This window comes from Parathalassolituus penaei, from assembly GCF_026626885.1.
GTDB classification, from domain to species: Bacteria; Pseudomonadota; Gammaproteobacteria; order Pseudomonadales; family Oceanobacteraceae; genus Oceanobacter; species Oceanobacter penaei.
Genome location: NZ_JAPNOA010000029.1, coordinates 211,104 through 224,999, shown reverse-complemented (window position 1 = coordinate 224,999; position 13,896 = coordinate 211,104). Strand labels below are relative to the sequence as shown.

15 protein-coding genes and 1 tRNA gene are annotated in these 13,896 nt (G+C 55.1%); 5 read left to right on the top strand and 11 right to left on the bottom strand.

The genetic code is table 11. From position 1 onward, the window contains the following. Nucleotides 1–65 precede the first annotated feature (65 nt). Entirely contained in the window at nt 66–1,415 is a 1,350-nt protein-coding gene (gene miaB / locus OUO13_RS12405) for a tRNA (N6-isopentenyl adenosine(37)-C2)-methylthiotransferase MiaB (RefSeq protein ID WP_283174205.1), read from the bottom strand. Between the two features lie 113 nt (nt 1,416–1,528). Here miaB and OUO13_RS12400 point away from each other — a divergent pair, with 113 nt between their 5' ends. Then, entirely contained in the window at nt 1,529–1,870 is a 342-nt protein-coding gene (locus tag OUO13_RS12400; protein WP_283174204.1) for a DUF1820 family protein, read from the top strand. A gap of 138 nt (nt 1,871–2,008) precedes the next feature. Beyond that, entirely contained in the window at nt 2,009–2,605 is a 597-nt protein-coding gene (locus OUO13_RS12395) for a hypothetical protein (protein WP_283174203.1), read from the top strand. Nucleotides 2,606–2,647: 42 nt separating this feature from the next. Here OUO13_RS12395 and OUO13_RS12390 read toward each other — a convergent pair whose 3' ends face one another. The 10 genes from OUO13_RS12390 to OUO13_RS12345 form a co-directional block, all read right to left on the bottom strand. Continuing rightward, nucleotides 2,648–2,797: a hypothetical protein gene (locus OUO13_RS12390; protein WP_283174202.1), complete on the bottom strand. Its 150-nt coding sequence runs from the start codon at nt 2,795–2,797 to the stop codon at nt 2,648–2,650. A 69-nt stretch (nt 2,798–2,866) separates the two neighbouring features. After that, nucleotides 2,867–3,433, bottom strand: a complete 567-nt coding sequence (locus OUO13_RS12385) for a TetR/AcrR family transcriptional regulator (protein ID WP_283174201.1) — start codon at nt 3,431–3,433, stop codon at nt 2,867–2,869. 156 nt (nt 3,434–3,589) lie between these two features. Then, nucleotides 3,590–4,681 (bottom strand): redox-regulated ATPase YchF, encoded by a 1,092-nt coding sequence (gene ychF, locus OUO13_RS12380; RefSeq protein WP_283174200.1) that lies wholly within the window; start codon nt 4,679–4,681, stop codon nt 3,590–3,592. A gap of 41 nt (nt 4,682–4,722) precedes the next feature. Continuing rightward, the gene (gene pth / locus OUO13_RS12375) at nt 4,723–5,310 is read right to left on the bottom strand and encodes an aminoacyl-tRNA hydrolase (RefSeq protein ID WP_283174199.1); all 588 of its coding nucleotides are present in this window, start codon (nt 5,308–5,310) and stop codon (nt 4,723–4,725) included. Nucleotides 5,311–5,399: 89 nt separating this feature from the next. Then, the gene (locus OUO13_RS12370; RefSeq protein WP_283174198.1) at nt 5,400–5,996 is read right to left on the bottom strand and encodes a 50S ribosomal protein L25/general stress protein Ctc; all 597 of its coding nucleotides are present in this window, start codon (nt 5,994–5,996) and stop codon (nt 5,400–5,402) included. Nucleotides 5,997–6,102: 106 nt separating this feature from the next. Then, nucleotides 6,103–7,044: a ribose-phosphate pyrophosphokinase gene (locus OUO13_RS12365; protein WP_283174197.1), complete on the bottom strand. Its 942-nt coding sequence runs from the start codon at nt 7,042–7,044 to the stop codon at nt 6,103–6,105. Between the two features lie 61 nt (nt 7,045–7,105). Further along, nucleotides 7,106–7,180: transfer RNA gene (locus OUO13_RS12360), tRNA-Gln, on the bottom strand. Between the two features lie 3 nt (nt 7,181–7,183). Next, complete coding sequence (gene ispE / locus OUO13_RS12355; protein ID WP_283174196.1) at nt 7,184–8,059, bottom strand: 4-(cytidine 5'-diphospho)-2-C-methyl-D-erythritol kinase; 876 nt, start codon at nt 8,057–8,059, stop codon at nt 7,184–7,186. Beyond that, nucleotides 8,052–8,633 (bottom strand): lipoprotein insertase outer membrane protein LolB, encoded by a 582-nt coding sequence (lolB, locus tag OUO13_RS12350; RefSeq protein WP_283174195.1) that lies wholly within the window; start codon nt 8,631–8,633, stop codon nt 8,052–8,054. The genes ispE and lolB overlap by 8 nt, the downstream gene beginning before the upstream one ends. After that, a complete protein-coding gene (locus tag OUO13_RS12345; RefSeq protein WP_283174194.1) occupies nt 8,633–10,456 on the bottom strand; it encodes a tetratricopeptide repeat protein in 1,824 nt (607 codons plus the stop codon). Before OUO13_RS12345 ends, lolB begins: the two co-directional genes overlap by 1 nt. A gap of 181 nt (nt 10,457–10,637) precedes the next feature. Here OUO13_RS12345 and hemA point away from each other — a divergent pair, with 181 nt between their 5' ends. Genes hemA through prmC form a run of 3 tightly spaced genes read left to right on the top strand, consistent with a single transcriptional unit; the run spans nt 10,638 to nt 13,882 of the window. Further along, complete coding sequence (gene hemA / locus OUO13_RS12340) at nt 10,638–11,927, top strand: glutamyl-tRNA reductase (RefSeq protein WP_283174193.1); 1,290 nt, start codon at nt 10,638–10,640, stop codon at nt 11,925–11,927. A 3-nt stretch (nt 11,928–11,930) separates the two neighbouring features. Then, the gene (prfA, locus tag OUO13_RS12335) at nt 11,931–13,019 is read left to right on the top strand and encodes a peptide chain release factor 1 (protein WP_283174192.1); all 1,089 of its coding nucleotides are present in this window, start codon (nt 11,931–11,933) and stop codon (nt 13,017–13,019) included. Next, nucleotides 13,016–13,882 carry a peptide chain release factor N(5)-glutamine methyltransferase gene (prmC, locus tag OUO13_RS12330; protein ID WP_346429353.1) on the top strand — a complete coding sequence of 289 codons (867 nt, stop codon included), beginning with the start codon at nt 13,016–13,018 and terminating at the stop codon, nt 13,880–13,882. Before prfA ends, prmC begins: the two co-directional genes overlap by 4 nt. Nucleotides 13,883–13,896 lie beyond the last annotated feature (14 nt).

The following is a 13,896-nucleotide window of genomic DNA, read 5'->3' as shown; positions in this document are numbered from 1 at the left end:
GCTGTCGTTAGAGGCGGTAGACTCGGTCAAAAGAACTCCTGAAACTAGTTGCTTGCTGCGGGTGATCAGTACACCAGCTCGGGGTTAACAAGGGTTCCGCGCAGGCTGTTTGGACGGGCTTCGTCGATGCGTACCCGTGCAAATTTGCCAATAATCGAGTGGTCATCATAGCGGAAGTTGACGACCCGGTTGTTCTCGGTACGACCTTGCAGTTCACCCGGATCCTTGCGTGACGGACCGGTAACCAGAATGGTTTCTTCGCGGCCCACCATACGGCGGCTGATCTGCATGGCTTGCTGGATAATACGATCTTGCAGGATCTGCAGGCGCGCTTTTTTCACGTCTTCCGGTGTGTCATCCGGCAGGTTGGAGGCCGGAGTTCCCGGACGGGCGCTATACACAAAGCTGAAAGAGGTATCAAAACCGATCTGGTGGATCAGGTCCATGGTCTGTTCAAAATCTTCGGCGGTTTCACCCGGGAAACCGACAATGAAGTCGGACGAAACCGACAGATCCGGGCGCAACTGGCGGATCCGTTCAATCTTGTCGATATACATGCTGATTTCGTGACCACGTTTCATGGCGGCCAGAATGCGGTTGGAACCGCTTTGTACCGGCAGGTGCAAGTGGCTGACCAGCTCAGGTACTTCGGCATAAACCTGAATCAGGGCATCGCTGAATTCCAGCGGATGCGAGGTGGTGAAACGGATGCGGTCGATACCGTCAATGTCCGCCACCAGAGTGATCAGTTCAGCGAGATCGGCAATGTCACCATCGGCAGTTGCACCGCGGTAGGCGTTAACATTCTGACCCAGCAGGTTTACTTCACGTACGCCCTGGTCGGCCAGTGCGCGCACTTCCTGCAGTACGTCTTCAAGACGACGGCTGACTTCTTCGCCACGGGTGTAAGGCACCACACAGAAGGTGCAGTATTTGGAGCAGCCTTCCATGATGGAAACAAAGGCGCTGCAGCCCTCCACTTTTGGTGCTGGCAGGTGGTCGAACTTCTCGATTTCCGGGAAGGTGACGTCGACGACCTGAATTGCGTTGGCAGCTTTGTCGACCATGGTTGGCAGACGGTGCAGGGTCTGAGGGCCGAATACCATATCCACGTGCGGCGCACGTTTGATGATGGCGTCACCTTCCTGACTGGCCACACAGCCGCCGACACCGATTTTCAGGTTCGGATTCTTCTTCTTCAGCTTCTTCCAGCGTCCCAGCTCATGGAACACTTTTTCCTGCGCTTTCTCGCGGATAGAGCAGGTGTTGAGCAGAATCACGTCGGCTTCGTCGGGGTTGTCAGTCAGCTCCATCTGATGGCTGGCGCCGAGCATATCCGCCATGCGTGAAGAGTCGTACTCATTCATCTGACAACCGTGAGTTTTGATATACAGCTTTTTCGGTTGGTCGCTCATGGCAGCTTCGGAACCTCGGCAAGTATCGCGTAAAAAATGGGGCAGCATTATACTTCGGGGCTGATCGTGAGTGCCAGTCACTCCCCATCCCCTTGTCAGGATCTGTATCTTTCATGAGCAAGAACGAGCCCCAGGAATCGGTATTCCGTGTTGTCTTTGTGCAGCAAGGAGAGGTCTTCGAGATCTGCTGCCGCTTTATTTATCAGAGCGACCTGCATGGTTTTGTCGAGATTGAAGAACTCTTGTTCGGAGAGCGTTCGCAGCTGGTTCTGGATCCGGGCGAAGAGAAGCTCAAGGCTATGTTCGCCGACGTCAAACGCTCCTTTATTCCCCTGCACAGCATTTTGCGCATTGACGAGGTTGGCAAGGAGGGCAGACCTGCTGTTGTTCCTGCCAGCGGTTCCAATGTCAGTGTTTTTCCGGGCAGTGTGATTCCTCCTCGTCCGGAAAACTGAGTCCTTCGGGTAGCCGGAAACCTCTCTTGTCAGCGTCATGCGGCCCTGCTATGGTCAATTCATGGCAGTGAATTCCGGAGGTAACAGTCGTTTCGTTTCCTGGTGTCTTTCTTTTTCCGGCCTGAAGGAGTCAAGATCATGAATTCAGAAATGCTGCCCCTTTTCTGGCGTGTCACCGGAACTGACCGCAATGGTGTTCAGGCCGTCAGTCTATTGATGCCCGCCCGTATCGCAGGTGAAGAGCCGGCCGAATTTCCTACCGACGTTTTTTTTCGCAACAACCGCCAGCCACAGCAAAGTGTGGATCTGCGCTGGTCCGATGAAGACTCCGATCTGTTTATGAGTTTGCTGGATCGTGTGGTTGAAGCGGAAGACGAGCAGGATGTCTCGCTGGATATCAATGACAACGTGGTGCAGGGCATTGTGCAACTGGTCGCCGTCGCACGTTTCCGCACGCCATGGCCAAGTGACGAAATGGCGGGTGAGGATTTTCTGACCGAACGTGAGGAAAGTGAGGTTGGAGACCTGGTTGCCGTTAATTTGTGCCACGGCTTTGTGCTGGGAATTGTGGTTGGAATCGATTCGATCGATGCCACCTGTATCCTGCTTGAGTCTGTGATGGATGGTGATCGGGTGGTACTGCCGGATCACAGTCTGATTGTGATCAATCGCAATTCATTGTTGCCGTGCAGCTTTGCTGATGCCGATACCGGCGTCAGCAGTACGCTGCACTGACAAGCTGACGAGCTGCCCTCAACTGCAGGGCGGTTCGCCCCATCATTTTACGCTGTTACGCTGGCGTTTCTGCTGCAGTACCAGTTCGGTCAGTGCTGAATAAAAAGTAGCTGGTTGACGGCTGCCGCCAACAGTTTTGCTGGTGCCTTGAGCTTGTGATTCGGTGCTGCGGGTGCTGAGTTGAGTAGCCATAATCTGATCCTGACTGAGTTGTGAGAGAATGTTCATTCCGTATACCGTCGTTGACGGTGCTCCTTCCCGTTAACAGCGGATGGCGTCCCAGCACATGCCCAGTAAGGCTTCTACCGGTACTTCAGTACCGAATTTCTCGGGGCTCTGGTGCAATTTCTTGGACATCATGATCAGGCTGCCGTACGTGATTGTGTTGAGAATCTCGTTCGACAAATCCTTGAAGACGCCCTGGTGTTTGCCATCATCCAGCAACTGATGGGTAGTCAGATGCAGGGTTCTCAGTGCGCAATCCGTCTGGTCGTTGCAGATAATCGGCGAAGCCAGCAGCTGTTCCATCAGTGCGCGTTGGCCAGGGTTGGCCAGTACATAGTGATAGTAGTTGCCCCACAGGCGATAAAAGCGATCGCGCAATGGTTGTGATGCATCGTATTCATGCAAACAGGCTTCAGTCAGACGCTCGATCAGGTCCTCAAACAGGGCCTTGACGAGTTCTTCCTTGGTTTCGAAGTAGCGATAGATGGTTCCGGCACCACAACCCGCACGGGCTGAGATTTTCGACATCGGACAGGCCTGGAGCCCATATTCCGCAATCATGTCGGCTGTTGCCTGAAGAATCTGTTGACGCTTGTCGATCATCTACGAACCGTTGGGTGTTGCGACTGAATGTTCATTCTGTGCCTGTTCGATTGGATCCACAAGCAGGGATTAGTAATAGATGTGATAAGTTTTGTTTATGAAATAAAACAGTCCGCCGGAGCGGACTGTTGGGAGGGGGACAAAACGCAGGAAAAATCAGACGTTGAAGCGGAAGTGCACCACGTCACCGTCTTTAACGATGTATTCCTTGCCTTCCAGACGCCATTTACCGGCTTCTTTGGCACCACTTTCGCCCTTGTACTGGATGAAGTCGTCGTAACCGATTACTTCAGCACGGATAAAGCCGCGTTCGAAGTCGGTGTGAATGGCAGCTGCTGCGCGTGGAGCAGTGGATCCAGCCTTGATGGTCCAGGCGCGAACTTCTTTAACACCGGCGGTGAAGTAGGTCTGCAGACCCAGCAGTTCGTAACCGGCACGGATAACACGATCCAGACCTGGTTCTTCCATGCCCATTTCGGCCAGGAATTCCATCTTGTCTTCGTCTTCCAGCTCAGCTACTTCGGCTTCGATCTTGTTGCACACCGCAACCACCTTGGCACCTTCGGATTCAGCGATCTTGCGAACGGTGTCCAGGTGCGGGTTGTTTTCAAAACCGTCTTCCGCCACGTTGGCAATGTACATGGTCGGCTTGGTAGTCAGCAGGTGGAAGGTGCGAGCCAGACGCTGTTCGTCGTCGTCCATCTTCAGCATGCGGCCAGTGTTGCCAGCTTCGAAGTGAGGAATCAGACGCTCCAGCAGGTTTTTCTGGGCTACGGCTTCCTTGTCACCACCTTTGGCAACGCGGGAAATACGCTGATACTGCTTTTCGCAGGATTCGAGGTCGGCCAGCACCAGTTCGGTGTTGATGATCTCGATGTCGTCAGCCGGGTTTACGCGGTTGGCAACGTGAATAACGTTGTCGTCTTCGAAGCAACGTACTACGTGTGCAATGGCGTCAGTTTCGCGGATGTTGGCCAGGAACTGGTTACCCAGACCTTCACCTTTGGAGGCACCGGCTACCAGGCCTGCGATGTCTACGAATTCCATGGCAGTCGGAACCACACGTTCCGGCTTGACGATGGCAGCCAGTTCATCCAGACGGCGGTCTGGCATGGAAACTACACCGGCATTGGGCTCAATGGTGCAGAACGGGAAGTTTTCTGCGGCAATGCCTGATTTGGTCAGAGCGTTGAAGAGAGTGGATTTACCGACGTTGGGCAGGCCAACGATACCGCATTTAAAGCCCATGAGTGGTTTCCTGTAGCTAGCTTGAATTTCGGGCGGGTATTTTACCCTTTAAATGAGTGAAGTCGATTCATGGCCGCGCCCATATTGCCTTTTAATGCTTCCGGCAATACTGCACAGGCTTCATCAATCGCAGCACGAATCACCTTGTCATCCGCCACTGAGGCTTTGCCCAGTACGTGACCGGTAACCAGGTTCTTGTCACCCGGGTGGCCAATGCCAATCCGCAGACGGTGGAAGTCCTTGTTGTTACCCAGTTGGGAGATGATATCGCGCAGACCGTTCTGGCCGCCGTGGCCGCCTCCGGTTTTGAATCGGGCAGTGCCCGGTGGCAGGTCCAGTTCGTCATGCACGACCAGGATGTTGGCTGGTGTCAGGCGATAGAAACTGGCCAGTGCCTGAACCGCAAGACCGCTGCGATTCATAAATGTAGATGGCATCAGCAACCAGCATTCTTGCTGGCCGATGCGGCCCTTGCCCACCAGACCATGAAATTTGCGGTCGGGGCTGAGGCGAATTCCGTTCTGACGGGCGAGGGTTTCGACCAGCCAGAATCCGGCATTGTGACGGGTGTTTTCGTATTCCGGGCCGGGATTGCCCAGACCCACTATCAGGGAAATGTTATCGGCCATGATAATGTCCTGTCAGAGTGTGCCGTGGCAGAGCGCAGAAACAAAAAAGCGGGGAAATCCCCGCTTTTTGGTCGAGCAAAGAACCGAAATTACTCGGCTGCTTCGCCGCCTTTTGGAGCCAGTACAGACACAACAGCGGTGTCGTGCTCAGCACCGTGAGACAGAGCCAGGGACTCAACGCCTTCTGGCAGTTGCAGGTCGCTCAGGTGGATCACGGTACCAACTTCAACAGCTGCCAGGTCAACAGCGATGAATTCTGGCAGGTGGTCAGCGTGACAGATTACGTCGATGCTGGTCAGTTGGTGAGCGATTTTACCGCCGCCCAGTTTCACACCAACACAAGCTTCTTCGTTCAGGAAGTGAACTGGAACGTGAGCTTTGATCTTGGTGTCAGCGCTTACGCGCAGGAAGTCAGCGTGCCATACGATTGGCTGAGCTGGGTGACGCTGCAGATCTTTCAGAACAACAGTTTCAGTGTTGCCAGCAATTTCCAGCTTGATAACGGAGCTGTAGAAAGCTTCGGATTCCAGAGCTTTGTTCAGTACGTTAGCTTTCAGGGTGATGGCTACTGGAGCAGCATCGCCACCGTAAACGATCGCTGGAACGCCGTTAGCGCGACGCAGGCGGCGGCTCGAACCTTTCCCTGAATCAGCGCGCAGTTCAGCAGACAAAGTGAAGTCTGACATTGTAATTTCCTCATTGTATGAATAAAAAACCGCAGGGATCTTCGACCAATCCGTGCGGTTTGGTAAGTCGGCGATTAATCCACCGACCGGATGTCAGCGCCCGTTATTAACGGAACATGGCGCTGATGGATTCTTCGTTATTTACGCGGCGCACGGCTTCGGCGAGCAGACCGGAAATGGTCAGCTGGCGGATGGTACCAGTGGCTTTGGCAGCTTCTGACAGAGGAATGGTGTCGGTAACAACCAGTTCGTCCAGTTCAGTGTTGCTCAGGCGTTCAATAGCGGGGCCGGATAATACTGGATGAGTACAGTAAGCGACAACCTTTTCAGCACCGAATTCTTTCAGGGCTTTGGCGGCGTGGCACAGGGTGCCAGCAGTGTCGACCATGTCATCAACCAGGATACAGGTACGGCCTTTTACTTCACCGATGATGTTCATCACTTCGGATACGTTGGCTTTTGGACGACGCTTGTCGATGATGGCCAGGTCGATGTCCAGCTGTTTGGCGAAAGCACGGGCACGTACTACACCGCCAATGTCAGGAGAAACAATCACAGGGTTGTTGTAGTTCTGGCGCTCGAGGTCATCCAGCAGTACTGGAGAGCCGTAAACGTTATCCACCGGAACATCAAAGAAGCCCTGGATCTGGTCAGCGTGCAGGTCAACGGTCAGAACACGGTCGATACCGGCGCCGGACATCATGTCGGCAACTGCACGAGCAGAAATAGGTACACGAGCGGAACGTGGACGACGGTCCTGGCGAGCGTAACCAAAGTATGGAACCACCGCAGTGATACGGCTTGCAGAGGCGCGACGCAGGCCGTCAGCCATCAGCAGGATTTCCATCAGGTTATCGTTGGTTGGAGCGCAGGTTGGCTGGATGATGAACACATCCTTGCCACGTACGTTCTCATTGATTTCGATGGTGATTTCGCCATCGCTGAATTTGCCAACACTGGCTTCACCCAGAGGAATATCCAGGCGCTCAACAACGAGACGAGCCAGTTCCGGGTTTGCATTGCCGGTGAAAACCATCAATTTAGACACAGAAGTCCCCTTTGATCAGTTAAGTTCAGTGCGTCAGATTCAGCGACGGAGATAAAAGAATTGGCTGAGGAGGTAGGGATCGAACCTACGAATGACGGGATCAAAACCCGTTGCCTTACCGCTTGGCGACTCCCCAGCATCAGGATGGTCTGAATAATAGCCTATGTGTTGGTGAGCGGTTAACGCCCTTCGCAACAAAAGCTGAATGTTCAGCCGATACTTGCTCAAAAGCACTGATGGCTTCTGCTTCAGAGTTGAAACTTGCGAATACACAAGCTCCAGTACCCGTCATCCTGGCATGGCTAAACCGTTGTAGATCAGTCAATGCCTTGGCCACTTCCGGGTAGAGCATTGAGACAACCGGTTGGCAATCATTTTTGCCACCATGCTCAAGCGCGGTGCGAATACTAATGACGGGCGTATTTCTTGTCAACTGTTCATGTTTGAAAATTCTTGCAGTTTCTACATGCGCCGCCGGGCAGATCACCACAAACCATGGCTCTGGTAGTTCTGGCAGTGGCGTCAGTTGTTCGCCAACACCTTCTGCAAACGCTGCTTCACCACGAACAAACACCGGTACATCCGCACCCAGTTGCAGCCCCATGGCGGCCAGCTCGTCCAGCGACAGACCAATATTCCACAGCTTGTTTAGTGCCAGCAGGGTGGTGGCGGCATCGGAGCTGCCACCACCAAGTCCGCCGCCCATCGGCAGGCGTTTGTCGAGTTGGATGTCGGCGCCTGGCAGCTGGGCGTCTGGAAACTGTTGCTGAAAGCGCGCTTGCAGCAGGCGTGCGGCACGAATGATCAGGTTGCTTTCTGTCGGGACTCCCGGAATTTCCGGCGTCAGGGTCAACTCACTGTCGTTGCGGCGCTGGAACTCAAGCTCATCACTCATTTCCAGAAACTGGAAGATGGTTTGCAGGTTGTGATAACCATCGGCGCGACGCCCGGTGATGTGCAGCATCAGGTTCAGTTTGGCCGGCGCCGGCAGGCGCAATGAGGTGCAATCAGTCATGGAGCGTCCACTGGTTAACCGCAAGGGTCAGCTGGTAGTCAAAACCTTTCATTTTGATCAGGCCGGGCAGCCATTGGTCGCCATACTTCTGATAACGCGAGAAGCTGATTTCCCAGCCGTGTTGCTTCAGTGTCTGGGTCAGGCCGTAGTTGTCATAGGTCGCTTCATGTTTGCTGGCCGGGCTGGGTTGGCCTTTTACCCAGAAGCGGATATCGCGCACCGGAAATTGCCAGCCCAGATGTTCCTGCATCAGGGTTTCCGGGCTGTCGGCCGTTTGTGGCGCTGACCAGTCTGGCAACAGCAGGCTGGCGGAATGATCGTCACCTTGCAGGCGCGACGCACCACGACCAAATGGCCCTGAGATAAACATGTCAAAGTGATCGTTTACCTGTTCCCAGGTGACGTAACCGGTGATGTTGTCTTTTGGATTACGAACCGACAACTTGCCCTGGATTTGCCAGTGCTGGAGTTGTCCCAATGCGGAGCTTTGTTCTTCCTTTGAAGGCAGAACCGAACAGGCCTGCAGCATCAGCAGCAGGCTGGTGAGAAACAGAAAACGGTAACGGGCAAACATTATTTGATGCTATCCAGATTGATGTTCAGACGATCGAGGGTTTCTTTGATAAACGGGCTGTTCGGATTGTCTTTCAGACCGTCGCGCCAGGTGCTGGCAGCTTCGCTGGTGCGGCCGATGGTCCACAGCAGCTCACCATAATGTGCAGCAATTTCATGATCCTTGCTGAGTGAAAAAGCGCGCTTCAGCAGTGGTTCGGAACGTGCGTATTCATGATTGCGGAAGTAGTACCAGCCGAGGCTGTCAATCACGGCCGGGCTGTCCGGGTGCAGGCTGTAGGCTTTCTGCAGCAGTGGCAATGCTTCAGCCAGGCGGTCGGTTTTATCCACCAGGGTATAGCCCAGTGCATTCATGGCTTCGGCGTTGTCGGGATCAAGTGCCAGAATCTGGCGCAGATCGCGCTCCAGACCTTCAACCTGATTCAGTTCGCCCAGCAACATGGCACGGGCAAACAGCAGGTCCTTGTTGTTCGGATCTTTCTGCAAGGCCACGCTGTAGGTCATCAGGGCGTCATCCGGACGCTTGGCCGACATATAAAGATCCGCCTGGATTTTGTTCAGATCGGTGGCCGCTTCCGGATGATGCTGTCTGACGACATTCAGATAAGCCGCCGCTTGCTCAATGCCGCGTTGTTTGTAGAGGATGGTGGCAGCACTGGCCTGGGCGGGCAGGAACTCACGTTCCTCCTGAACATTGGCAAAGTATTCAAAGGCTTTCATTGGGTTGCCGGTGCGTTCAGCGACCAGGGCACGGTAATAATACGCTTGTGGCAGATGTTCACGGCGATCAATCAACTCGCCGAGATGCTGGTCAGCTTCGGTGTTACGGCCGAGGTCATATTCGATCAGGCCCAGTGATAACAGCAGTGCTGAGTCATCCGGGTATTGCTGATACAGGGATGAAAATGCGGTGGCGGCTTCTTCCATCCGCTCCATGCTCAGCAGCAAGCGTGCGCGTAATACCTGCACGCCCTTGTTGTCCGGGTGGAGCTGCAGAACCTGATCAATCCAGCCCAGTGCCTGTTCCGGCTGATTGGACTGTGCCAGTAAACGGGCTTTGAATACCGCCGGAGCGATGGCATTGGCGTCGATTTGCAGCGCTGCATCGTACATTTCTACTGCGTCGTCCGGATGGTTGGTGGCCTGCTGGAGAATGCCCATGGCCGTCCACAGGCTGGCATCGCCGGGGTCGCGCTCAGCCATGTCATTCATCTTGTCGAGCAGTTCGGGAATGCTTGGATCGTTCTGAACGGCAACGGTGGCGGCCAGCGATTCGTATTCACTTTCACCGGTCAGTTCTTTCACCTTGGCCAGTGCATCCAGCGCGTCGACATAACGACGGGTCACCATCAGGGTCTGGGCACGGGTCATGTAGGCTTCCGGGTCATTCGGAGCTACTTCGATCCAGAGGTTGCTGGCTTCTTCGGCTTCTGCCGGGTGGCCGGTAAATTGGGCTACCTGAGCGGCACGGGCGGCGATGGCGGGTTCACGGGTACGGCGCGCTTCTTCCATATACTGTTGCAGGGCCAGGTCAAACTGCTGACGTTGTCCGGCAAACTCTGCTGTTAACAACGACAACAGGGTGTCGGACTCGAACGGTTTGACCGGCGGACGACTGCTCGGAATCTCAGCGGTTTCTGTGCTGGTTGCTACTGGGTTGGTGTCTGGCGCATTGGCTGCCGGGGCAATCACACTGCTGCCGGTAGTGGCTTCGATCGGATTGTTGTCCTCGTGAGCCGGAACCTGGGAGCAACCTGCAAGGTGAATCGCCAGTGTCAGAACAGCGGGAGCAAACAGCTTGGAAGATCCGGGAATGGAGAACATTCTGAACACGCTAATCCTGTCAGGTGGTGGGAGTACCCTGAGGTGCCAGTCGGGGCGCTCGCCAGAAAATTTTGCGTCTATTTAGGGTTAGATGACAAACTAAGTCAAAGATTTCAGCGGTAAAGAGCGGATCAGACGTTTATAATCCGCGCTTTTCGATTTTGGGGCGTATTGCGACACAATGGCAATCTGGACACTGGGTATCAATCACAAAACCGCGCCTGTTTCAGTGCGTGAACGTGTGGCGTTTGATCCTGCCCGGATGTCACAGGCGTTGACCGAGATCTGCACCGCTGCAGATGTCAGTGAAGCTGTGATCCTGTCGACTTGCAACCGTACTGAAATCTACGGTTCGTCGGACGAAGCCCAACGCCAGCACATCCGCGACTGGCTCGCGACTCATCATGATATAGAAGCCAGCGAACTGGATTCTGCACTGTATTTTCTCGAAGACGCCTCTGCTGTTCGTCACACCATGCGGGTTGCCAGTGGTCTGGACTCGCTGGTGCTGGGGGAGCCCCAGATTCTCGGGCAGATGAAATCCGCGTTTGCAACGGCGCAGGAAGCCGGAACCGTAGGCAGTGAACTTGGCCGTTTGTTCCGTCAGACCTTTTCGATTGCCAAACGTGTGCGTACCGACACCGCCATTGGTGAGAATCCGGTATCCGTGGCATTTGCCGCCGTGCGTATGGCCCAGCATATTTTTGCCAACCTGGGTGACAGTACTGCATTGCTGATTGGTGCTGGTGAAACCATTGAGCTGGTTGCTCGTCACCTGCGTCAGGCCGGTGTACGCCGTATGATTCTGGCCAACCGTACGCTTGCTCGTGCGCAGGCGCTGGCCGAAGAATTCCACGCGGAAGCCATTTTGCTGGAAGATTTGCATCAGGTCTTGCACGAAGCCGATATCGTTATTGCATCCACCGCCAGCCCGTTGCCAATTCTGGGCAAGGGTGCGGTAGAAAAAGCCTTGCGCAAGCGCCGTCATGCGCCGATGTTTATGGTGGATATCGCCGTACCGCGTGACATCGAAGCCGAAGTGGCGGAGTTGTCCGATGTGTACCTCTACACCGTGGATGACCTGCGCAGCATTATTGAAGAAAACGTCCGCTCCCGTGAGGATGCGGCGCGTCAGGCCGAGGAACTGGTGCTGGCGGGTGTTGATCATTTCATGCGGGAAATGAAAGTCCTGCATGCGGCCAACACCGTAACCGACCTGCGTGCCAGTGCCGAAGCCTTGCGTGAAGAGCAATTGCAGAAAGCCTTGCGCCAACTTCAGAACGGCGCCGATCCGGAAAAGGTTCTGCGTCAGTTTGCCCATACGTTCAGTAACAAGCTGCTGCATGCACCGACCGTGTCGCTGCGTCGTGCCGCTGCCGAAGGCCGTCTGGATATGTTCGACTGTGCCCGTGAACTGTTCCAGCTGCCGGGATTTGATCCGGCTGTAACTGACTCCACTCGTGACGATTGATCCATGAAACCTTCCATCCTGCACAAACTTGAACACCTGGCCGAGCGTCACGAGGAGATTGGCCATTTGCTGTCTGATCCTGATGTGATTGGCAATCAGGACCAGTTCCGCAAATTGTCGGTGGAGTACAGCGAGCTGGAAGCTCTGGCGAAAACCTTCGCTGACTATCAACAGGTGCTGGCCGATCAGGAAGAAGCCGCATTGCTGGCTCAGGATGATGATCCGGACATGCGTTCGATGGGGCAGGAAGAGCTGGAGAACAGCCGCGCCCGTCTCGAAGAGCTGACTCACGAGCTGGAAATTCTGCTGCTGCCGAAAGATCCGGATGACAGCCGCAACGTGATTCTGGAAATTCGTGCGGGCACCGGCGGTGACGAAGCGGCGATTTTCTCCGGTGATCTGTACAAGATGTACAGCCGTTATGCCGAAAACCGTGGCTGGCGCACCGAAGTGCTGAGTTCATCCGATGGTGAACATGGTGGTTACAAGGAAATCATCTGCCGTATTATCGGTACCGATGTGTATTCCCAGCTCAAGTTTGAATCGGGTGCGCATCGCGTCCAGCGTGTGCCTGAGACCGAAAACCAGGGCCGTATCCACACCTCTGCCTGCACCGTTGCCATTATGCCGGAAGTGGAAGACGAGGGTGAGATCGACATCAACAAGGCTGATCTGCGGGTGGATACCTTCCGGGCGTCCGGTGCCGGTGGTCAGCACGTTAACAAGACCGACTCGGCGATCCGGATTACCCACATTCCAACCGGCACCGTGGTGGAATGTCAGGACGAACGTTCGCAGCACAAGAACCGCGCGCGTGCCATGTCATTGCTGGCTACCCGTCTGCGTGATGCCCAGAAACAGGCGGCTCATGCTGCCCAGGCCGCTACGCGTAAAAGTCTGGTCGGTTCCGGTGATCGTTCTGAACGTATTCGCACCTATAACTATCCGCAGGGGCGGGTGACGGATCACCGTATCAACCTGACCCTCTACAAGCTGGATGAAGTCATGCAAGGTGATCTGTCGCCGGTGATCTTTCCGCTGATCCAGGAACATCAGGCCAACCAGCTGGCTGAAATGGCAGGTCAGGCGTGATTCTGACGGTTCGCCAATGGTCGCAGCAGGCAACCGAGCGGATGGCAGCGGCTGGCCCGCAGTTGCAAACCGACAGTCCGCGCGTTGATGCCGACCTGTTGCTGATGTTTGTGCTTGGCAAAACCCGCACCTGGCTGTTCAGCCACGACGATGTCCTGCTCAGTGTTGAACAACAACAGCAAGCTGAGCAGTTACTGGAACGGCGACTGCGTGGTGAACCGGTTGCCTATCTTACCGGCACGCGCGGTTTCTGGACGCTGGAACTGGAAGTGTCTCCCGCGACCCTGATTCCGCGCCCGGATACGGAAACCCTGGTGGAGTGGGCTCTGGAACTGAGTCTGCCACCGCTGGCACGGGTGCTGGATCTGGGCACCGGAACCGGTGCAATTGCTCTGGCGCTGGCCAGTGAGCAGCCATCCTGGCAAGTCAGTGGTGTTGATTTGTCTGCCGAGGCTGTTGAGCTGGCCCGTCGTAATGCCGTTCGGAATGATCTTGGCCATGTGCGGTTTGCAACCAGCAGCTGGTTCTCGGACGTCAGTGGCCAGTTTGATTTGCTGGTAAGCAACCCGCCCTATATCGATCCGACTGACCCGCATCTGTTGCGCGGGGACGTTGCCCATGAGCCGCGTTCGGCGCTGGTTGCCAACGATGCCGGTCTGGCCGATCTGTTTGAAATCATTGATACCGCACCGCTGTTTTTGCGAGCCGATGGCTGGCTGCTGCTGGAACACGGTTACGATCAGGCCGACGCCGTCAAGGCGCGTCTGACTGAGCGCGGTTTTGCCAATGTGATGACTCGCCACGATCTCGGTGGAAATCCGCGTATCAGTGGTGGGCGCTGGCCACATCGTTTGTTGGCCTGAACCTCTGCAGGAAG